Source organism: Parabacteroides chongii (assembly GCF_029581355.1).
GTDB classification, from domain to species: domain Bacteria; phylum Bacteroidota; class Bacteroidia; order Bacteroidales; family Tannerellaceae; genus Parabacteroides; species Parabacteroides chongii.
On record NZ_CP120849.1, the window covers coordinates 162713 to 183931 of the forward strand.

General features: G+C 43.1%; 18 protein-coding genes and 1 tRNA gene. 8 read left to right on the forward strand and 11 right to left on the reverse strand.

Features of this window, described 5'->3' with window-relative positions; all coding sequences use genetic code 11:
* Positions 1-236 precede the first annotated feature (236 nt).
* Entirely contained in the window at positions 237-1595 is a 1359-nt protein-coding gene (locus P3L47_RS00800) for an MATE family efflux transporter (protein ID WP_345799064.1), read from the forward strand.
* Positions 1558-2145, forward strand: coding sequence for a Crp/Fnr family transcriptional regulator (locus tag P3L47_RS00805; RefSeq protein ID WP_122362362.1), 588 nt, complete (start codon positions 1558-1560; stop codon positions 2143-2145). The genes P3L47_RS00800 and P3L47_RS00805 overlap by 38 nt, the downstream gene beginning before the upstream one ends.
* A gap of 26 nt (positions 2146-2171) precedes the next feature.
* Here the strand turns inward: P3L47_RS00805 and P3L47_RS00810 are convergent.
* The 6 genes from P3L47_RS00810 to panC form a co-directional block, all read right to left on the reverse strand.
* A tRNA-His gene (locus P3L47_RS00810) sits at positions 2172-2245 on the reverse strand.
* A 97-nt stretch (positions 2246-2342) separates the two neighbouring features.
* Positions 2343-3239, reverse strand: coding sequence for a bifunctional methylenetetrahydrofolate dehydrogenase/methenyltetrahydrofolate cyclohydrolase FolD (folD, locus tag P3L47_RS00815; protein ID WP_122362363.1), 897 nt, complete (start codon positions 3237-3239; stop codon positions 2343-2345).
* Positions 3240-3257: 18 nt separating this feature from the next.
* Positions 3258-4583, reverse strand: a complete 1326-nt coding sequence (ffh, locus tag P3L47_RS00820) for a signal recognition particle protein (RefSeq protein ID WP_122362364.1) — start codon at positions 4581-4583, stop codon at positions 3258-3260.
* Positions 4584-4662: 79 nt separating this feature from the next.
* A complete protein-coding gene (locus P3L47_RS00825; protein WP_122362365.1) occupies positions 4663-5985 on the reverse strand; it encodes an MATE family efflux transporter in 1323 nt (440 codons plus the stop codon).
* A 111-nt stretch (positions 5986-6096) separates the two neighbouring features.
* Positions 6097-6447, reverse strand: coding sequence for an aspartate 1-decarboxylase (panD, locus tag P3L47_RS00830; RefSeq protein WP_122362481.1), 351 nt, complete (start codon positions 6445-6447; stop codon positions 6097-6099).
* A 169-nt stretch (positions 6448-6616) separates the two neighbouring features.
* Complete coding sequence (panC, locus tag P3L47_RS00835) at positions 6617-7456, reverse strand: pantoate--beta-alanine ligase (protein WP_277782416.1); 840 nt, start codon at positions 7454-7456, stop codon at positions 6617-6619.
* 101 nt (positions 7457-7557) lie between these two features.
* Between panC and P3L47_RS00840 the strand changes: the two genes are divergently transcribed.
* Entirely contained in the window at positions 7558-8376 is an 819-nt protein-coding gene (locus P3L47_RS00840) for a glycogen/starch synthase (RefSeq protein ID WP_122362482.1), read from the forward strand.
* A gap of 14 nt (positions 8377-8390) precedes the next feature.
* Positions 8391-9770: a DUF4270 domain-containing protein gene (locus P3L47_RS00845; protein ID WP_122362483.1), complete on the forward strand. Its 1380-nt coding sequence runs from the start codon at positions 8391-8393 to the stop codon at positions 9768-9770.
* A 64-nt stretch (positions 9771-9834) separates the two neighbouring features.
* On the opposite strand, the gene P3L47_RS00850 is transcribed toward P3L47_RS00845, so the two are convergent.
* The 3 genes from P3L47_RS00850 to P3L47_RS00860 are packed head-to-tail and all read right to left on the reverse strand — an operon-like array spanning position 9835 to position 14380.
* On the reverse strand, positions 9835-11139 hold the full coding sequence (locus tag P3L47_RS00850) for a glycoside hydrolase family 57 protein (protein WP_122362367.1): 1305 nt from the start codon (positions 11137-11139) through the stop codon (positions 9835-9837).
* Between the two features lie 17 nt (positions 11140-11156).
* Positions 11157-12425, reverse strand: a complete 1269-nt coding sequence (locus tag P3L47_RS00855; protein WP_122362368.1) for a glycosyltransferase family 4 protein — start codon at positions 12423-12425, stop codon at positions 11157-11159.
* Positions 12426-12439: 14 nt separating this feature from the next.
* Complete coding sequence (locus P3L47_RS00860) at positions 12440-14380, reverse strand: glycogen debranching enzyme N-terminal domain-containing protein (RefSeq protein ID WP_122362369.1); 1941 nt, start codon at positions 14378-14380, stop codon at positions 12440-12442.
* Between the two features lie 595 nt (positions 14381-14975).
* Between P3L47_RS00860 and P3L47_RS00865 the strand changes: the two genes are divergently transcribed.
* From P3L47_RS00865 to P3L47_RS00880, 4 genes are all read left to right on the forward strand, one after another.
* Positions 14976-17051 (forward strand): M3 family metallopeptidase, encoded by a 2076-nt coding sequence (locus P3L47_RS00865; protein WP_277782417.1) that lies wholly within the window; start codon positions 14976-14978, stop codon positions 17049-17051.
* 85 nt (positions 17052-17136) lie between these two features.
* On the forward strand, positions 17137-17571 hold the full coding sequence (locus tag P3L47_RS00870) for a dCMP deaminase family protein (protein WP_007654099.1): 435 nt from the start codon (positions 17137-17139) through the stop codon (positions 17569-17571).
* Positions 17572-17583: 12 nt separating this feature from the next.
* A complete protein-coding gene (locus tag P3L47_RS00875) occupies positions 17584-19305 on the forward strand; it encodes a S41 family peptidase (RefSeq protein ID WP_122362371.1) in 1722 nt (573 codons plus the stop codon).
* Positions 19262-19783, forward strand: a complete 522-nt coding sequence (locus tag P3L47_RS00880) for a 5-formyltetrahydrofolate cyclo-ligase (RefSeq protein ID WP_427910560.1) — start codon at positions 19262-19264, stop codon at positions 19781-19783. The genes P3L47_RS00875 and P3L47_RS00880 overlap by 44 nt, the downstream gene beginning before the upstream one ends.
* Here P3L47_RS00880 and P3L47_RS00885 read toward each other — a convergent pair.
* Positions 19773-20066, reverse strand: coding sequence for a DciA family protein (locus P3L47_RS00885; protein WP_007654102.1), 294 nt, complete (start codon positions 20064-20066; stop codon positions 19773-19775). The genes P3L47_RS00880 and P3L47_RS00885 overlap by 11 nt on opposite strands.
* Positions 20063-21166 (reverse strand): DNA replication/repair protein RecF, encoded by a 1104-nt coding sequence (gene recF, locus P3L47_RS00890; RefSeq protein ID WP_277782418.1) that lies wholly within the window; start codon positions 21164-21166, stop codon positions 20063-20065. The genes P3L47_RS00885 and recF overlap by 4 nt, the downstream gene beginning before the upstream one ends.
* Between the last annotated feature and the right edge of the window lie 53 nt (positions 21167-21219).

Sequence of the window (21219 nt, forward strand, 5' to 3'; positions counted from 1 at the left end):
AGTAAATATTTGCCACCTTTTGATAGCGTTTCTCAAACACAGCTCCAGTTACTCCTTGTTTTTAAAGCAAAAAACCGAATCTATAAAATCTGTTTTTCTAATAGAAAAAACAACTTTATTTCATATTTCATTTATTACCAATTGGTAAGTTTTGCCGAAATCTAAAGTCCTACCTTTGCGCCCGTCATTATTAAAAACGAATTGATATGCAGAGGGATAGCCTTGATTTTAAAAGAATGGATGTAGGAAAGTTATTCACCAGACTACTCTTTCCTACTATTTTAGGAATGGCCGCATCAGCACTGTTCACTGTGGTCGACGGCATATTCGTAGGGAACGGGATCGGGAGTGACGCCATGGCGGCAGTCAATATCTCAGCCCCTATTTTCATGTTCATCGCCGGACTCGGTTTGATGTTCGGAATGGGTGGCGGGATACTCACTTCCATCAACTTGTCACAGGGCAAATACAAAGTGGCCAATATCAATATGACTCAATCGGTCATAGCCTTGATAGTTGTCAGTTTAATTATAACACTGCTGCTTACCCTGTTTCCGCATCGGATAGCGACCCTTTTCGGTTCCGACGAATATCTGAAAGATATGGTTGTAGAATACCTGTTCTGGTTCTCTATCAGCCTGCCATTCACTGTACTCGTTGTTGCTTTGCCGTTTTTTACACGGCTTGCCAATCCGAAAATATCCATGTGGGCAATGCTCGCCGCAACAATTGTGAATATCATACTGGACTATCTGTTCATTTTTGTATTTAAATGGGGGTTGTTCGGGGCGGCAATAGCCACTGATATCGGTGAGTTTGTAGGGGCAGCGATCATGCTTATTTATCTGTTCGGACGTTCACGTTTGGTAACCGTGAAATTCGTCTGGCTGAAGATGAGTTTCAAGAGTTTATTGCTGACACTACGGAATGTGGGGTATATGGTCAAACTCGGCTTCTCTGTATTCATCAGCGAAATCACATTATCGGTCATGATCATTGCCGGCAATTATGTCTTTATGGATCACCTCGGGGCTGACGGTGTAGCGGCTTACAGTGTTATCTGCTACCTGTTCCCGATCATTTTCATGGTGTTCAATGCGACGGTACAATCGGCACAGCCTATTATCAGCTACAACTACGGATGCGGACAAATGAAACGGTCAGACAATGCATTGCGTTTATCGATGACATTCACGTTGATATTCGCATTGGTCATCACCGGCTTGTTCGCCTGTTTTTCCCGTAACATCGTATCGCTTTTCATACCCGATACGGCAAGCGACGCATGGAGATATGCAGTAACCGGTCTTCCGTTATTCGCAACGGACTATCTGTTTTTCGGTATCAACATCATCATGATCGGGTATTATACGAGTATCGAACGGTTAAGACGGGCCATCTCCCTGACCATTCTGAGAGGGATATTGCCGGTGGTATTCTTTTTCACATTACCTTTGTTGATGGAGGTCAAAGGTATCTGGCTGGCCGTTGCAGCCGGCGATATCACCACGACACTGGTAATTGTATGTTTATTAATCATGGATAAAGTACGTGACAATGGAAACATTTATAGAAGGAATCAGCAAACAGTGTGAACTGAAGGAAACGGAAATAACATTGCTCCGCCAAGCACTCCGTACGCTGCATTTCCCGAAAGGGAGCACGGTCATCGGAGAAGGAAAGACAGACGATTCGATCTACTTTATACAGAAAGGTGTGTGGAGAGCTTACATCGAACGCGACGGAGAACAGCAAACGCTTTGGTTCTCCATTCCGGGTGAAACTGTATTTTCTTCCTGGAGTTATTTCCGCGGGCATCCATCCCGCTATACCATCAGTTCATCCAGCGACAGCATTGCCATCGAAATGAGGAACAGTACCATACAAAAACTGTCGGATTCATCTCCGGCTTTTCTGAAATGGATGCAGGAGCTTTTGGTGAATATACTTATCAATGAAGACGATTTGCTGATCGACCTGTCGAGTCCCAAAGCAGAAAACCGGTATCTGGCTTTTATTAAGAAGATGCCGGAACTGTTCAATAGCGTGCCGCTGAAAGAGATTGCAGGATATATAGGCGTCACTCCCCAATCACTCAGCCGGATCCGGGCGGGACTGAATAAAAATAAAAAAGCCATCCTTTAACAGGATGGCTTTTTTATTCTATCTTGGGTGAACGATGGGACTCGAACCCACGACCCTCGGAACCACAATCCGATGCTCTAACCAACTGAGCTACGCTCACCATTTCAGTCTCATTGAGTATTTCTCTTTAAGACGGTGCAAAGATAGATGTTTTTTATTATTCTGCAAGCGTTTTTCAAAGAAAAAATACAAATATTTTACTTATAAATCGCTTTCTTCCCGGCTAACAGCGTGTTACGCATCAAAGAAATGATTGTCATAGGACCAACACCTCCCGGAACCGGAGTAATATAAGAACATTTCGGTGCTACTTCGTCAAACTTCACATCGCCTGTCAACTTATATCCGCTCTTAGTCACACTGCTCGGCATACGGGTAGTACCCACGTCGACGATCACTGCACCTACTTTCACCATATCGGCTTTCAGAAATTCAGGAACCCCTAAAGCGACAATAATAATATCCGCACTCAGGCACATTTCTTTCAAGTTGTTTGAACGGCTGTGGCAAACCGTTACCGTACAGTTACCCGGATATGACTTCTGCATCATCAGGGTAGCCATCGGCTTACCTACGATATTGCTGCGTCCCAACACGACACAATGCTTACCGCTTGTTTCTATTTCGTAGCGTTTCAGCAATTCCAGGATACCGGCAGGAGTAGCGGAAACAAAACAAGGAAGACCGATCGACATGCGTCCCACATTGATCGGATGGAATCCGTCAACGTCTTTACGATAATCGATCGCCTCAATAATCTTTTGCTCTGAGATATGTTTCGGAAGCGGAAGCTGCACAATGAAACCGTCTACATCCGGATCGTTGTTCAGTTCATCCACACGACGAAGCAATTCTTCTTCGGTCACATCATCTTCATAACGGATCAATGTAGACTTGAAACCGATCTCTTCGCAAGTTTTCACTTTACTGGCCACATAAGTTTCACTACCTCCGTCATGACCTACCAAAATGGCTGCCAAATGAGGGATCTTACCTCCTGCCGCTTTGATCTGGGCGACTTCTTCTGCCATCTCTTTTTTCATCTGAGCAGAGACCGCTTTTCCGTCCAGTAATTGATAATTATTGTCTTCCATACTATATATCTTTAATGTTTATCTCTTGAATGAAGGAAATTTCTTACTTCCCGGTTTAGCGGCAGTAAGCATACGCATCATCTTACGTGTTTCATCAAACTGTTTGATCAGTTTGTTTACTTCCTGCACCGTCGTACCGCTACCTTTCGCAATACGCGTACGACGTGATCCGTTCAGGATAGCCGGATTGACACGTTCGTCCGGAGTCATTGAATAGATGATCGCTTCGATGCTCTTGAAAGCATTGTCGTCGATATCGATATCTTTCAAGGCTTTACCGACACCCGGAATCATGGATGCCAGTTCTTTCAGGTTACCCATCTTCTTGATCTGCTGGATCTGAGCGATAAAGTCATTGAAGTCGAACTGGTTCTTGGCGATCTTCTTCTGTAAGCGCTTGGCTTCTTCTTCGTCGTATTGTTCCTGTGCACGTTCCACCAAAGAAACGATATCACCCATACCGAGGATACGGTCGGCCATACGTTCCGGGTGGAATGTATCGAGTGCATCCATCTTTTCACCGGTTCCGACAAACTTGATCGGTTTGTCAACGACCGTGCGGATAGAAAGGGCGGCACCACCACGGGTATCACCGTCAAGCTTAGTCAGTACAACACCGTCAAAGTTCAGGCGTTCGTTAAATTCTTTTGCTGTATTAACGGCATCCTGTCCGGTCATGGAGTCCACAACGAACAATGTTTCGTCCGGTTGGATGGCGCTCTTGATGGCAGCGATCTCTTTCATCATCTGCTCATCGATAGCCAGACGACCGGCAGTATCGACTATCACGACATCGTTACCCTTTGCACGTGCTTCACGGATCGCGTTCATAGCGATCTCTACCGGATTCTTATTTTCCAGTTCCATATAAACAGGAACGCCTACCTGCTCACCTACCACACGCAACTGTTCGATAGCGGCCGGACGATACACGTCACAAGCTACCAGCAACGGTTTCTTATTTCTTTTGGTTTTCAGCATATTCGCCAACTTTCCGGAGAAAGTGGTCTTACCCGAACCTTGCAAACCAGACATAAGGATGATGGCTGGTGAGCCTGTCAGGTTGATGTCGATAGCTGTCCCCCCCATCAGGCTGGCCAGTTCATCATGTACGATCTTAACCATCAACTGGCTGGGTTTAACGGACGTAAGTACGTTCTGTCCTAACGCTTTTTCTTTTACCGTATCGGTAAATGACTTAGCCACCTTGTAGTTTACGTCGGCATCAAGCAGGGCTTTACGCACATCTTTCAGCGTTTCAGCCACATTGATCTCGGTGATCTTGCCTTCACCTTTCAACAGCTTAAACGATCTGTCTAACCTTTCGCTTAAATTTTCAAACATAATTTGTATGTGTATTTATTTTTTTCTTTCTAATTTCTAACGTAATAGGGTGCAAAGGTAAGAAAAAGGATGTAATCCTCTAAATCTTTTTATTCTGCCACGCTGCTTTTTTCAAATAAATTACACTAGCCAATAACAAACCACTATAATAAATCACCTCGGTCAGGAAACAAATCGCCACCGGAAGGTGTAAACGCATCCCTGCCACATAGATAAAGAGCGTATAAAAGATAAGCGTCACCACCTCCATCGCAAAAGCCGAACGGGTATTCCCCGTACCTGTCACCCCGTTAAATACGATATTGGCGACGGCAGCGATCAACAAGGCGCCGGAAATAACATAAAGAGAAGGAATGGACGCCTGTACCAAAGAGGCATCATTCGTATAAATCGACAATATAGCCGATGGGAAAATACAGGCGATAAAAACACAGACGGCTACAATTCCTAATGATATACCGGCAATCTTGCGAATGATCGGGATAACCTGATCTTTATGTCCGGCACCGATACTATTACTCACAAAAGAGTTGGTTGCCGTAGATAAAGAATTGACAGGAATTAGCAGGACGATATACACACTGCGGACAATATTGGCGACCGCCAGTTCCCGTTGCCCCAAGTGTTCTACGGCTACGAAAAGCAAAAAGTAAGTACTTAACGATATAAAATACTGCAACATAGTGAATATGGATATATCCAACACACGTCTCAACAATTTGACATCGAACGACCGGAATTGATTCAGTGCATACTTCTTTATATCGACCGTCAAACGGGTATAGACCAAAAAGAAAACAATCGACACTCCTTCTGCCGCCACCGAAGCGATAGCCGCTCCCTTAATGCCCATTTCCGGAAAACCTCCCTTCCCGAATATCAACAGGTAGTCGAGCAACACATTGGTCAAAGCCATCACAATGGCATTCAATGTCAGTACCTTTGTCCGGGTAATACCGATGAACAAGGCACGGAACATCACATTCACAAAAGAGAAAAAGAAACCGAACACACGCCAGTCGAGAAACTCTTCCGTTGCCATCAGGATCGTATCGGAAGAGATCATCACCCGCATAATATCACCCGCAAAGAAACGGGACAAAGCAAACATCACGGCAGCCAGTGACAAAAGGAAAAATACACCTTGTATCATGACCGGTCCCACATCTTTATACCGTCGTTCCCCATTCCTTCGTGCCATCACGATCTGCGATCCGGTACTAAAGCCGAATGCAATTGTAAACACACATATATAGTAGAGTCCGCCCATCGCGGAGGCTCCTAACTCAACTTCGCCTACCCTTCCCAGGAAAGCCGTATCGGTCACATTAATAATGTTCTGTGCCAATAAGCTTAGAAAGATAGGGTAACTGACATTCCAGATTTGTTTGTTCGTATACATACTCTATAATAATTTCAATAAGAAAACACAGGGTCACAAAAAAAGCCCGCCGGCATCCGGCGAGCTTTTTTATTCTTGTTTCTAAAACATTTCAATTGCTGCTCCGATGCTCTATATCAGTCTGTTGGTTGCTGTATCAGGAAACACAACAGCCGGTTTAAATGTTTTGGCTTCTTCAAAATCCATCATGGCGTACGACATGATAATAATGATATCCCCAGGCTGGGCCTTTCGGGCTGCTGCGCCGTTCAGACAAATCACGCCTGAGCCTCGCTCGCCTTTAATGATATACGTTTCAAAACGTTCACCGTTATTGTTGTTCACAATAGCTACCTTTTCATTCGGAATCAGATTGGCGGCATCCAGCAGATCTTCATCGATAGTGATACTACCGATATAATTCAGATTGGCTTCCGTTACCGTCACCCGGTGAATCTTTGATTTAACTACCTCTATAAACATACGATATGACTTTTTTTGTTTCAAATCCACAGATATAGAACTACGAGCCATCTTGTTTCAAATGTTTCCTCCGGACAAAACTATATTTTCTCCTAGAAGAAACTATATTTTCTCCCGCACAAAACAATAGTTTCTTCGGGAGGAAACAAAACAAATCCTATATCAACTTTCAATATTTAATATTATCGATCAGACGAACATCCCCGCAATATACAGTGATACATCCTACCGGATAAGTCGTATCTGACCAATTTTTAATCGACTCCATCGTGTATCCGTCTACGATCTCGTAGTATTCAACACGCATAACAGGATCCGCATTGATCGTATTCACTACATAATCAATCACCTCCTGCACGCTTTTTCCGACTGCAAAGTTAGTACTTTCTTTTAACGTACGTGCAATCAGGGGCGCTTTTTGACGTTGTTCTGGCGTTAATCGGACATTACGGCTGCTCAGGGCCAGCCCGTCGGCTTCACGAAGGATCGGGCAGGCATTAATTTTTACCGGAATGTTCAACTGTTTCACCATCGCACGGATCACGGCGATCTGCTGGAAATCCTTTTCCCCGAAATAAGCATTATCCGGTTCTACGGCATAAAAGAGTTTGCTGACGATCTGGGCAACACCGTTAAAGTGTCCCGGACGGCGAGCTCCTTCCATTACTGCCGATACGGTTCCAAAGTCAAAAGTACGTGTATCCGGTTCAGGATACATTTCCGCTTCCGTCGGAGCAAATACATAATTACAACCGGCCGGTTCCAATAATGCACAGTCATTATCCAACGTACGCGGATAAGTGGCGAGGTCATTTTTGTCATTAAACTGGGTCGGATTCACGAAGATGCTGACAACGCATACATCGTTTTCTTCTACACAACGCTTAACCAGGCTCAAGTGTCCGTTATGTAATGCTCCCATGGTGGGAACAAAGCCTATTTTCCTGTTATGTTGCCTTTCTTCGGCAAGATAACGCTTCAATTCTTGGATGCTGTTTACTATTTTCATCTTTTTTAGATGCTTATTGACGGTGCAAAGCAAATAAATAATTACCGTAAATGAAAGAAATTTATTATCTTTGTGCCGTCTTTATAAAACTAGTTTACAGAATGGATGCAAAAAAAATCTTGTTTATAGCCCAAGAAATAACACCCTACCTTCCCGAATCTGAGATTGCAACGATATGCAGGAATCTGCCGCAAGGCATTCAGGAGCGTGGTCGCGAGATCAGAACTTTCATGCCCAAATTCGGAAATATCAACGAGCGACGCAATCAGTTGCACGAAGTGATCCGCCTGTCGGGTATGAACCTTATCATTGATGATACGGACCATCCGTTGATCATTAAGGTAGCATCCATTCAGGCCGCACGCATGCAAGTGTACTTCATTGATAATGAAGACTTCTTCCAGCGTAAACATACTGTTTGCGATGAAAATGGGAATGATTATGAGGATAACGACGACCGTTCTATCTTCTATGTACGTGGTGTATTGGAAACAGTGAAAAAACTTCGCTGGATCCCGGATGTGATTCATTGTCACGGATGGATGTCTGCGCTGACTGCATTATACATAAAAAGAATGTACGCAGACGATCCATGTCTTAAAAATGCAAAAATAGTCTATTCTATTTATAATGATGACTTTAATTCACCGTTAAGAAAAGAACTGGCTCACAAGCTGAAAACTGACGGTGCAAAAGACAGCGATCTGAAAGGCATCAAAGCTGATACCAGCTTTGTCGGCCTGACTAAACTGGCTATCGATATGGCAGACGGTGTGATACAAGGCAGTGAAACGATCAACCAGGATATTCTGGATTATATCGCCACTAAAAAGGACACTCCGTTCCTTCCTTATCAATCACCGGAAACTTATATGGATGCATTCAACGAATTTTACGATGTCGTATTAGATTCTAAATAAGTGAGAGAAAAATGATGAATATCAAGCCTTTATTAATTGGCCTGGGCTTGGGAATAACAATCCTGAGTGGGTGTAGTGATGATTTGAATCTGGTTGGCTCGACAATTCAGCCTGACGGAGACCAAATGCCCGTATATGTAGATACCTTTCAGATGCAAGCGACAACCTTGCTGATGGATTCGGTATATGCAAGAACTACTAATGGACTGCTCGGCGAGTTTTATGACCCGTTATATGGTAATGTGAAATCTGATTACATCTGCCAGTTCTACTGTCCGGATGATTTCAAATTCCAACAGAAACCAATCAACGGGCAGATTGACTCTGTCGAATTTAATATTATCTATCAAAACGGAGCTTGGGTGGGTGATTCATTAGCTCCTATGCGCGTTCAAATATATGAGATAAACAAAGAACCGGAAAGGGATTTTTATACAAACTTCGATCCGCTGGAATATTGCGATATGCAGAAGTCACTGGGTATGCAGACGTATACGGCATACGACAACTCGGTGCCCGACAGTGTTCGTTATGCTGTGAATTCACAAGGTGATTCTACTTATATTCCGACCATTACAATCCGAATGCCGAAGGACTTTGGTCAGAAGTTCTATGATGAATCAGTCAATAATCCCGGAACATTCTCCAGCCAGGAAAATTTCAATAAATTCTTCCAGGGCTTATATGTAACAAACACATATGGTAGTGGAAATATTCTGCAGATCAGCTATTCTTCGATTTCTATCTATTACAAATATTCATTGAAGGGTAGCCAGGGACAGGATTCCACGGCACGTGCCAGTGAAACGTTCAATGTAACCAAAGAAGTTTTACAGTTGAATCGTTTCAAGAATACAGATTTGACTCCGCTGTTGCAGCCAAATGATTCGATCACCTATCTGAAAACTCCTGCCGGTGTATATACGCAGTTGACTATTCCGGCTAAGGATATTGTAGAGAGAATTGGAGACCGCGTTATCAATAATATACCTTTGACAATAAAAGCGTTGCCTCAGGAAGACTGGCAATGGGCATTGAGTGCTCCGGCTAATTTATTATTGTTGCCTAAAGACTCTTTAGCAACTTTCTTTGTCAATAATAAAATAGAAGACAGCAAAACAGCATTCCGTGCCAGCTATAACTCCAGCAGTCGTTCTTATTCATTTGGAAACGTCTCTAATTTGATGCAGGAACATATAAAGAACAATCCGGATAAAGATATGGTATTGCTTTTGGTGCCTGTTGAACGCATTACAGCTCAAAATGATAGTTACTGGGGAAATTCCCAACCGTACACAACGGCAATAAACAACTATTTATTGCCTTCCGGTGTAAAGTTGCTTAAAACAGAGGATGCTACACGGATCATTATAACAACAACAGATTACAAGTAGTAATTTTAAAGTCATAAAAAAACGGATAATCTAAAAAGATTATCCGTTTTTTTATAGCATAATTTTATTTTTCAGACTTCTTAGCAAGCTTTTTCTTCAGCTTATCAACTTCTTTCTGAAGCGTTTCGATCTCTATTCCCTGATTCTTGATCGTTGTCAGCAGAGAGTTTAATTCTTCATTGTCCACATCGATCGGATACAGAGCATTGACACGACTTATAAAATCACCCAGGATATTCATATAGTTCGTAAATGCATCGTACGGAGAATCGTAAATACCGCGATTCAACCAAATACCCGTATTCTTTGTAGTCATGAAACGGAAATTATTACTTGCCTGCAGATAATCCCAATCTTGCTTGATACGACGATCGTCAGACAGATGGACACGTTCTGCTACACTATACAGCTTATTGAATGCTTCACGCTGCATCACGTTACCTAACCAGCAACTAGTATCTCTTTCTTCATCTATCCATGACATTGGATAAGGTACATCGATCTGATCTACTGATTTCAACTTTGTAATGATATCCGTCGGTGTAGAGAATGTAATACCTCTTTCTTTCGCACATGCCGGCAATGCTTTGATAAAGCTCAATATATTAGAAGACAACGGTTGTGCAATACCCAAAGCACCAAGCTCCATAAAAATATTGATCACCTGCTCTTCTTCAGGAAATGCAGCAACCCAATCCATATATTTATCAGCAAATAACGGATACTCACTCCAGTCAGAATTAGAGAAACGCAGACTGATATCATCCGACAACTTGAAATCACGAAGCAGAAGCTTCAGATTAGGATTGTATGCGCAATGATATAAATAATGAGCGCTCTTCCAGCCTAATACATGCTTAGCACCTTCCGTCAGCATACCTTTAAATCCCATGCTGGCAACCAAGGCACCGATATCATTCGAATAAATCAAGCTTGAATTACGGAACACCTTCGGAGTCTGTCCGAATACCTGTTTGATCTTTTTCTTCATACGGTCTACTTCCTCCCGGAAACACTCCTCGTTAGCCAATGAAGACAAGCCATGTGAATAAGGTTCACACAAAAATTCGCAGCAACCGGTTTCATTCAACTGATGCAACAATTCGATCACTCTGGGAGCATACACTTCCAACTGTTCCATTGCCACACCTGAGATTGAAAATGCCACTTTAAATGCTCCGTTATTTTCTTTTGCCATTTCAAGCAAGGTTGTCAGAGCAGGAATATACGAACGTTCTGCAATATCACTGATACTGCGTTCGTTTTCATAATCATCATAATAGTAATGATCGGTACCTATATCAAAGCAGCGATAACGTTTCAGATGAATAATTTGATGTATTTCAAAATAAAGACAGATTGTTTTCATATCTAGTTATTGTTTTATTATTTACCGTAATTCTTTAAAACATCCTCGTAAAGTGCGCGGATTCGCAAACCGACTTTTTCCCATGTAATGCTGTCGACCTCCTTCTTTCCTTCTTCCTGAAGATATTTGAAAAGAGACTCGTTCGTACAAATAGAATAAATAGCATCGGCCATTGCATTGATATCCCAATAATCCGTTTTAATCACTTTATCAAGAATTTCACCGCATCCGGACTGCTTTGAGATAATAGAAGGCGTTCCGCACTGCATAGCTTCCAACGGAGCAATACCAAAAGGTTCGGAAACGGAAGGCATCACGAACACATCACTGTTTTTATACGCTTCATACACCTGGCGTCCGCGCTGGAAACCCGGGAAATGGAAACGGTCGGCAATACCACGTTCGGCAGCCATATTGATCATGGCATTCAGCATATCACCCGAACCCGCCATTACGAAGCGAATGTTGCGTGAACGCTTCAACACTAAAGCCGCTGCTTCAACAAAGTATTCCGGTCCTTTCTGCATGGTAATACGTCCAAGGAACGTAACCACTTTTTCTTTCGGATGCTCCGGACGAGGTATATCCAGCAATTCCTGCGAAAGCGGATAAACCGCATTGTGCATAGCAAAACATTTACGAGGATCCTGGTGATATTCACGGATAACCGTCTGACGAGTCAGTTCCGATACACACATGATACAATCTGCATGATCCATACCGTTCTTCTCCATCGCATATACGGTTGGATTCACCTTTCCGCGTGAACGGTCGAAATCGGTAGCATGAACATGGATACACAAAGGTTTCCCGCTCACTAATTTGGCGTGTACGCCTGCCGGATAGGTCAACCAGTCATGTGCATGAATGATATCGAATTGCTGCTGTCGCGCAATAACACCGGCTATGATAGAAAAATTATTGATCTCGTCATGAAGATTCCCCGGATAACCTCCGGCAAACTCCATACATCCCAGATCATTGACATGCATGTGAGAGAAATCGGCATAAATATGGTCGCGGAAAGCATAATACTGTTCCGGGGTCATATAATGAGGCAGTCGCGACTTGAGATAATTATAATCAACATCACGCCACACAACAGGTACCTGATTCATACCTATGATGTTCAAAAAGCCTTCTTCTTCTCCGGTCGGCTTCGGAAGACAGAAAGTCGTTTCCACATCTCCCTGCAAACTCAATCCTTTAGTGATACCATAAGATGCAACTGCAAGACCACCATATATTTTGGGAGGAAATTCCCATCCAAACATTAATACTTTCATATTGGCTCCTCCTATTAATAATTGTATTTACTCAATAAATATAACACTCGCAATATTTCTGCCACATTCATAGCAAAAGAAACAGCACCGCGTCCTTTGAAAGGAGGATTACCATCAAACAGTTCTGAAATAGAACCGATACAGTGAGATGACATTTCATCTTCATAACCAATCAAATAGCGTTCAATAAAGCCCAGGGCACTCATTTTATAAATACGAAGATAAGCTTCGAAATAAAAACCTGCCAACCAAGGCCATGCAGTACCCTGATGATAAGCATAATCGCGCTGAATCTGAGCACCTACATAATTCGGATTATAACCTCCGCTCTTCGGACTCAACGAACGAAGACCTTTTGGCGTAAGCAATTCCTTCGTTACAATATCAAGCACTCCTTTTTTCTGACTGGCATTCAAAGGAGAGTAATCAAAAGCTACGGCAAATATCATATTAGGACGTACACTCCAGTCCATCATATTTCCATCCACATAGTCTAATAAATAACCGTACTCGTTCAAAAATGTTTCCACAAACGACTTGCCGCTTCTTTCTGCCAAAGCAGACAATTCTGTGCTTAAATTTTCATTTCCGGCTTCGCCCAGTAATTCACCGGTAAAGCGTAGGGCGTTATACCATAAAGTATTTATTTCTACGACAAAACCAGTTCTCGGTATTACAGGCCGGTCGTTGACGGTAGAGTTCATCCATGTAACGGCCTTCTCCGTTCCGCGAGCATACAGCAAACCGTTGTCGAGTAAAGACAAATTAGGATGTTTGTTGCTGCGAATAAATGCCATGATATCTTCCAACAATACACCGTATTTCTCACGACATGCATCACGCGACACCATTTTAGCATACTGCTGGATACACCACACAGCCCAAAGCAAAATGTCAGGATGCTCCATTTCATAGATTCTCAGGTCGCTTGGCTCATTATTCATGAAAGCATACACAGCTTTACGGGCTGTTTCCATCACGACTTCATATTTAGACTTTTCGTCGATAGCCAGCGTCAGTCCCGGCAAAGATATAAACATGTCGCGAGCGCGGCACTTGAACCAGGGATAACCGGCCAGGATATAATATTCACCACCTTGCTTATTCAAAAATTGGTGGGCAGCATTGATCAGACAATGTTTGAATGTGTCGCGCGGAGTACGCTCTTCCATCTCTTCTTCAAATGTCTTTTTCAACGCACGTGTATTCGTCTCGGAAACACCGCCGGAGAAAACGACACTTTCACCTTTCTTTATATCTACTTCAAAATATCCGGGCACATAGAGATCTTCATTAAAATCATATCCTCTCTCCTGCTCTTTCGGATATTCGATACCTCGATACCAGTCCGGTTGAAAATGAAACTCATTCTTTTTATTTAACTGCATATACAATTCGGGATATCCCGGATACATACATGTCTTGATACCGTTTGTGACAACCTGATACTCACGACTGGCCTGGGCATTCTCGTGCGTATACTGACGTACACTGCGAAACGCCAAAAACGGACGTAAGCGCAACGTTGTAGCAGAATGTGCATCCAGCAGCGTATATCGAATCAAAATTCGGTTTTCGTGATGAACAAAAAGCTTTTCTTTTTTCAAAACAACTCCACCTACCCTATAGATAGTGGTCGGCACTTTCTCACATTCAAACTCACGGATGTACTTATGTCCGTTCGGACTATAATTATCACCCTGATACTTATGAAGACCTAAATTAAATTCAGCCCCATGTTGTATAACTGTTTCATCCAACGATGATAACAACACATGGTTTTCATCATCTAGTTCTGGCACCGGAATGACAAGTAATCCATGATACTTTCGCGTGTTACAATCCGCGATAGTTGTGCAGTGATAGGCTCCCGAACGATTCGTACGAAGAATCTCCCTGGGTAGAGACTCCTCCAGGTTTGTCATAAGAGTCTTGTCAAATTTAAGATAACTCATAATTTTATATTTGGTTTTAAGTTTATGCTTATATAATTAAAATGTCATGATATTCCGATCAAATGTATCACATAAAAACTAAAAAAACAAACTCACTTTCATATTTATTTAGAAACTCCTTTAAAAAAAATATCTGGAAACATTGATAAATAACCATTTAGAAATCAAGCCACGACTCTGAATGTGTTATCAAACACATAAATAAATGTTAAAACAAGAAAAGGCTATACTCAATGAATATCTTAGAGTATCGAAAAAAAGAAGCATTAGAGAGACAACCCGCGAATGAGCACGAGAACTCAAGAGCAACAATTCCCCTGGAAAGGATACAAAATAAAGGATCTAAACAATATTTTCTGCTGATATAACTGGTTGTCGATAATTGTGGGCAAGCCTGTTGACAATTATGGGCAAGCCTGTCGACAACTGTCAACAAGCCTGCCCACAATTATCGACAACAAATTATATCGAATTATAAATCTATAAATCCATAGATGTTTGTTTCGTCAAAACAGGTATTTTTTTCCATCTTTGTACTCACAAATAAACTATTCATAAGAAGAAACGATTATATAATATATAATGTATAAGAAATATGACACAGACAGTAAATAATCCATTCTTTCAAAGATACAATACCCCTTTCGGAACTCCGCCTTTCAACGAAATAAAGACGGCTCATTACGAACCGGCTTTTGAGGAAGGCATCCGGCAACTGGATCAGGAAATACAGGATATTGCCAATAACAACCAACCTGCTACTTTTGAGAATACAATTGTAGCCCTGGAGCGTAGCGGCAAACTACTGGACAAAGTGAGTTCGGCCTTTTTTAATATACTCAATGCAGAAGCAGATGACGAAATGATGGATATTTCACAAAGAGTATCCCCAAAGCTGTCGGAAAGCTCCAACAATATATTTCTCAATGAAAAATTATTCGCACGGGTAAAAACTGTTTACGAACAGAAAGAACAACTCGCTCTTTCGCCCGAAGATGCTAAATTACTGGAAGATACTTTCGAATCATTTTCTGTTCGCGGTGCCAACCTGAGCGCGGATGATAAAGAGAAATACCGCAAACTCAGTACAGACCTGAGCGTACTATCCCTGACTTTCGATCAAAACGCGCTAAAAGATAAAAACAGGTATGAATTACTCCTTACCGATGAAAAAGACCTGGCAGGACTGCCCGAAAGCATACGTGAAGCTGCGGCCCACCGGGCAAAAGAGAAAGGGAAAGAAGGTTGGCTGTTTAACCTGACTGCTCCCAGCTACGTTCCATTCATGCGCTACTCGGCTTTACGCCCGTTACGCGAAACGATGTACCGGGAATATATGAGTGTCGGAAACAAAGGCGATGAATATGACAACAAAGAACTCATTCGCCGGATCGTCAATATCCGGCTGGAAATAGCCCGGCTGATGGGACACAGCACATACGCCGAATATTCGCTTAAAAGAACAATGGCTAAAACGCCAGCCAATGTTTACCATTTACTGGAACAATTGCTGGAGGCCTATAAACCGGTTGCCGTCAACGAATACAATGCCGTGCAAGGTTTTGCCATGGGAGCTGAAAAGGAGAACATCACCGTTATGCCCTGGGACTGGAGCTATTATTCCGAAAAACTGAAAGATATCCGTTTCAATGTAAACGATGAGATGACGCGCCCGTACTTCGAACTGAACAATGTTAAAAACGGAGTATTCGGACTTGCCACACAGTTATACGGTATCACTTTCAAGGAAAACAAGGAAATACCCGTTTACCATCCGGAAGTCGATGCCTACGAAGTATATGATGCCGACGGTAAGTTTCTCTCCATCCTGTATACCGACTTCCATCCGCGCGACGGGAAACAATCGGGAGCCTGGATGAACAGCATCAAGGAACAATATAGCGAGGCCGACGGTAATGACAGCCGTCCCCAGATCATCATCGTGATGAACTTCACGCGCCCGACGGAGACCAAACCGTCTCTATTGACTTTCGATGAAGTAAATACACTTTTGCATGAATTCGGACATGCCTTGCACGGAATGCTGGCCAAAGGAAAATATGCCAGCCTTTCCGGAACCAATGTGTACCGTGATTTTGTCGAACTCCCATCCCAGTTGATGGAAAACTGGTTGACGGAAAAAGAATTTCTAGATCAGATCGCCGTACATTACGAAACGGGAGAAAAGATACCGCAGGAACTTATCCGTAAACTGGTCGATGCTTCTAATTTCAACACAGGGTATTTCTGTTGCCGCCAGTTAAGTTTCGGCATGCTCGATATGGCATGGCATACACAGACGGAACCGTTTGAAGGAGATGTGATCGCTTTCGAAAAACAGGCATGGGCACGCACCGTTATTGTCCCTGAAGTCCCGGGTACATTGATGAGCAGCAGTTTCGGACATATCTTCTCCGGAGGATACGCTGCCGGGTATTACGGATACAAATGGGCTGAAGTACTGGATGCCGACGCATTCTCCGTCTTCAAGAAAAACGGGATATTCAACCGCGAAACAGCCCGGTCATTCCGGGAAAATATCCTTTCCAAAGGAGGAACGGAAGACCCGGCAGTCTTGTATAAACGTTTCCGCGGACAGGAACCGACCATCGACGCACTGCTCATCAGAAACGGCATCAAACAGGCTGAACCGAAAGCGAATGGCAATTGATATAAAAATAGCTAAACATACAATAGTTAAATCAATTATATTTACCTTTGCCAGCTAAAATAATAAGTACAAAATCAGGTAAACCATGTGCGAAAAAACAGAGAAGCAATATGAACTGGATAAACGTTATCTGAGAATGGCTGCAGTCTGGGCCGAAAATTCATATTGCAAACGGCGACAGGTCGGTGCACTGATAGTTAAGGACCAGATGATTATTTCCGATGGATACAACGGAACACCTGCCGGTTTTGAAAATGTCTGTGAAGATGAAAACAATGTAACCAAACCCTATGTGTTACATGCGGAAGCGAATGCCATTACAAAAGTGGCAGCATCTTCTAACAGCAGCAAAGGAGCTACGATCTACGTGACTTCGGCACCTTGTATAGAATGTGCCAAACTGATCATCCAATCGGGCATTAAGCGTGTTGTATATTCAGAAAAATACCGGATGGAAGACGGATGTAATTTATTGCAGCGCGCCGGTATTAGTATAGATTATATTGATATAAACGAATAAATATACGTTTTTATGGACAAAAACAGAAGGTTAACCATTTGGTTACCTGTTATCATTGCAGCAAGTATTGCCCTCGGTATCTTTATCGGGAACAATTATCTTTCTCTTACTCAACATGGCAAACGCCGGATGTTTTCCAGTGGAAATAAAATAAATGCCATACTCGATATTATCGACGAACAATATGTCGATACAGTCAATATGGGGAAGCTGGTGGAAGGCACAATACCTAAAATATTCAGCGAACTGGATCCTCACTCCGTTTATATTCCTGCCGAAGATGCAACGATCGTAAACGAAGACCTGGAAGGTTCATTCAGCGGTATCGGGGTTTCATTCAATATGCAGACAGATACTATCCTGGTGATCAGCGTCATCCCTAAAGGTCCAGCCGAAAAGGCCGGATTATTGCCGTTTGACCGTATCATCACGATTAACGACTCTATTTATTCCGGCAACAATACCAGCCAGGCGAAAATCATGCGTACCCTGCGCGGTGCGAAGAACAGCACGGTTAAGCTAGGCGTAAAGCGTGGAGGCGTTCCCGACCTGCTTTATTTTGATGTGACACGCGGCGACGTTCCGGTTAATTCCGTGGATGTTTCTTACGAAGTCAGCAAAGGTATCGGGTATATCAAAGTCAGCAAATTCGGACGGACAACCTATAACGAGTTTATCACGGCAATTGCCAAGCTGAAAGAAGCAGGATGCAGCTCCTTCGTTATCGACTTGCGCGGAAACACCGGCGGCTATATGGATGCTGCCATCAATATGGTCAACGAGTTCATGCCGGAAGGACGGCTCATCGTTTACACGGAAGGTAAAGCTTTCCCTAGAAACGACGTATATACCAATGGAACCGGCACCTGCAAGGAAGCTCCGATCGTTGTCCTGACAGACGAGTTCTCGGCTTCCGCCAGCGAAATCTTCTCCGGAGCTATTCAGGATAACGACCGTGGACTGATCGTCGGCCGCCGTACCTATGGAAAAGGCCTGGTTCAATCGCCGATCAAACTCAGCGACGGCTCTGAGATCAGGCTGACCATCGCCCGTTACTATACACCGTCGGGACGAAGCATCCAAAAAGATTATAAATTGGGAGACTCTGCCGACTATGACCAGGATTTGTATAACCGTTTCATTCATGGTGAATTTGATTCTGCCGACAGTATTAAAAATACGCACACAGAAAAGTATCACACCATGATCGGACGAACTGTATACGGCGGCGGCGGTATCATGCCGGATATTTTCATTCCGCGTGACACAAGTGGAATCACAACCTATTTCACCAGCATTGTGAACAGCGGAACACTTTACCTGTATGTTTTGGAATATTCTGATCAGAATCGTGAAAAGTTATCATCATTCAAGACTTATCAGGATCTGTACAAATATTTACAGTCTCAACCCTTGTTGTATGACTTCACGAACTTTGCAGCATCCAAAGGTATCAAGAAACGTCCGAACCTGATCAACATCTCCGGCAAACTGATTGAAAACCAACTGCAGGCCTATATCGTACGGAACTTCTTCGACGAAGCCGGATTCTATCCGATCTTCCTGAAAGACGATCCTACCTTACTTCGTGCCATCCAGATCATAAACGAAGGGAAATCCATTCCTACTTTAGAGAAAAAAGATGCAGACAAAGGAATTGCAAGAATCCAAGCAACACCTTCGAAAATACATAGCCTCGCTAAAGAGCTCGTACGAGAAGACTACACTGCTTGATTTTTCAGATAAAATACAGATGCGGCTGGAAGAGACTGAACTCTTCCGGCAGGCTCGCTGCATCGCTTTATACAATGCCATTCCCGGAGAAGTGCAGACTGCCGGTTTACTCGAAAAATGGTTTGATAAAAAACAACTTCTCCTGCCGTTAGTTGTCGGCAACGATCTGCGTTTATTACCTTACAAAGGTCTCGATACATTAAAACCCGGAGCTTTCGGCATTCTGGAACCGATCGATCCGAAAACGACAGTTCCGGAAACGGATATCGATCTGATTATTGTACCCGGCGTGGCATTCGACCGCCAATTGAACCGCATGGGACGCGGCAAAGGATATTACGACCGGTTATTATCAACTTTACAAGTGCCTAAAATTGGAATTTGTTTCGACTTTCAGCTACAGGACATGATTCCAATCGAACCTTTCGACAAGAAAATGGACATGATCATTACAGAAAAGGAAGTTATTACCGGATAATGATATCATGGATAACAGTTGCGCCGGCATATTCATTCAGGCTCTTCACCAGCCGCTCACGGCATAAAGTAAGCTCACTCCTCAATACGGCAGAAGTCAGCGATACATATAATATATGATCGCGTACATATATATTGCGCGTATACTGCATAACCATCGGTCCGAGCACCTCTTTCCAGGCACGTTCAACCCTGATCTCCAGGATCTTTTCATACAGTTCCGTATTATCTTCAAAGAAATCTCTCAGAACTTCACCGATTGCTTGTGTATTCTTCCGCTTCATTCCGCCTCCTCCATAGGTTGCACTTCACCTTGTTCTACTTTGAACAAAGCATAGTCATGATTCATCGCCTGCAATATTTCATCCAGATATTTACGGTTCGTATCCGTAATAAATATTTGCCCGAAACCATCGCCGCTCACCAGCTTAATGATCTCCGCCACACGTGAGGCATCCAGTTTGTCAAAGATATCATCCAGCAACAAGATCGGAGTCGTATTCCCTTTCTGAGCCAGAAAAGCAAACTGAGCCAACTTCAAAGCGATCAGGTACGTCTTATTCTGTCCCTGAGAGCCGACCCTGCGAATCAGGTTCTCATCCAAAGTCATTTCCAGCTCATCCTTGTGTATTCCATTGGAAGTATATCCTAAAATCCGGTCACGTTCCCTGTTGGCAGCCAGCGATTCCGACAAATCTTTCTCCTCCAACTGCGAGATATAACGCAAACCGACCCGTTCCGTCGAACGGCAGATCGTCTGGTAATATTCATTAAAGATAGGAATAAAACTCTCGACCAGCAACTGCCTCTTTTCAAAAACCATCCGTCCGTACATTCCCATCTGCATTTCCAGCACTTCATACAACGAGGCATCCATACTTTGATTTTTGAGAAGTACATTCCGTTGAAGCAACGCTTTGTTATATTGTATCAGGGCATGCAGGTATTGTTTGTCCTGTTGAGAAATGATCAGGTCTAGAAAGCGGCGGCGTTCATCACTTCCACCCCGGATCAAATCCGAATCCGCCGGTGAAACCATAACCAAAGGCAGCAACCCGATATGTTCGGACAGTTTATCATATTCCTTTTTATTCCGTTTGAACTGTTTCCGCTGCCGACGACGGATAGCACAGAAGATTTCCTCCGTCCTTCCCTCATAATCATACGCTCCCTGAATGACACACATATCCTGATCGTTGTTGATGATCTGTGTATCAGGCGTATTTATATGGCTCTTGCAAAACGAAAGATAATGGACCACATCCAGCAGGTTCGTCTTCCCCATCCCATTATTTCCAAAGAAACAATTCATTTTGGGTGAGAAAGCGACTTCCGCCTGAAGGATATTTTTATAATTGAGAATAGAAAGCTTTTTGAGTATCATCTGCACTTTATTAATCGTACAAAATTAAAAAATATACTTCTAAGTATAGATTA

What these genes read in the sequence shown, in the direction of transcription:
- P3L47_RS00840 (WP_122362482.1), top strand. Translation starts at nt 7,558, where the DNA reads ATGGATGCAAAAAAAATCTTGTTTATAGCCCAAGAAATAACACCCTAC.
- P3L47_RS00845 (WP_122362483.1), top strand. Translation starts at nt 8,391, where the DNA reads ATGAATATCAAGCCTTTATTAATTGGCCTGGGCTTGGGAATAACAATC.
- P3L47_RS00875 (WP_122362371.1), top strand. Translation starts at nt 17,584, where the DNA reads ATGGACAAAAACAGAAGGTTAACCATTTGGTTACCTGTTATCATTGCA.
- P3L47_RS00855 (WP_122362368.1), bottom strand. Translation starts at nt 12,425, where the DNA reads ATGAAAGTATTAATGTTTGGATGGGAATTTCCTCCCAAAATATATGGT.
- folD (WP_122362363.1), bottom strand. Translation starts at nt 3,239, where the DNA reads ATGGAAGACAATAATTATCAATTACTGGACGGAAAAGCGGTCTCTGCT.
- recF (WP_277782418.1), bottom strand. Translation starts at nt 21,166, where the DNA reads ATGATACTCAAAAAGCTTTCTATTCTCAATTATAAAAATATCCTTCAG.
- P3L47_RS00800 (WP_345799064.1), top strand. Translation starts at nt 237, where the DNA reads ATGGATGTAGGAAAGTTATTCACCAGACTACTCTTTCCTACTATTTTA.
- P3L47_RS00850 (WP_122362367.1), bottom strand. Translation starts at nt 11,139, where the DNA reads ATGAAAACAATCTGTCTTTATTTTGAAATACATCAAATTATTCATCTG.
- P3L47_RS00825 (WP_122362365.1), bottom strand. Translation starts at nt 5,985, where the DNA reads ATGTATACGAACAAACAAATCTGGAATGTCAGTTACCCTATCTTTCTA.
- P3L47_RS00805 (WP_122362362.1), top strand. Translation starts at nt 1,558, where the DNA reads ATGGAAACATTTATAGAAGGAATCAGCAAACAGTGTGAACTGAAGGAA.
- P3L47_RS00860 (WP_122362369.1), bottom strand. Translation starts at nt 14,380, where the DNA reads ATGAGTTATCTTAAATTTGACAAGACTCTTATGACAAACCTGGAGGAG.
- P3L47_RS00865 (WP_277782417.1), top strand. Translation starts at nt 14,976, where the DNA reads ATGACACAGACAGTAAATAATCCATTCTTTCAAAGATACAATACCCCT.
- panC (WP_277782416.1), bottom strand. Translation starts at nt 7,456, where the DNA reads ATGAAAATAGTAAACAGCATCCAAGAATTGAAGCGTTATCTTGCCGAA.
- P3L47_RS00885 (WP_007654102.1), bottom strand. Translation starts at nt 20,066, where the DNA reads ATGAAGCGGAAGAATACACAAGCAATCGGTGAAGTTCTGAGAGATTTC.
- panD (WP_122362481.1), bottom strand. Translation starts at nt 6,447, where the DNA reads ATGTTTATAGAGGTAGTTAAATCAAAGATTCACCGGGTGACGGTAACG.
- P3L47_RS00870 (WP_007654099.1), top strand. Translation starts at nt 17,137, where the DNA reads ATGTGCGAAAAAACAGAGAAGCAATATGAACTGGATAAACGTTATCTG.
- ffh (WP_122362364.1), bottom strand. Translation starts at nt 4,583, where the DNA reads ATGTTTGAAAATTTAAGCGAAAGGTTAGACAGATCGTTTAAGCTGTTG.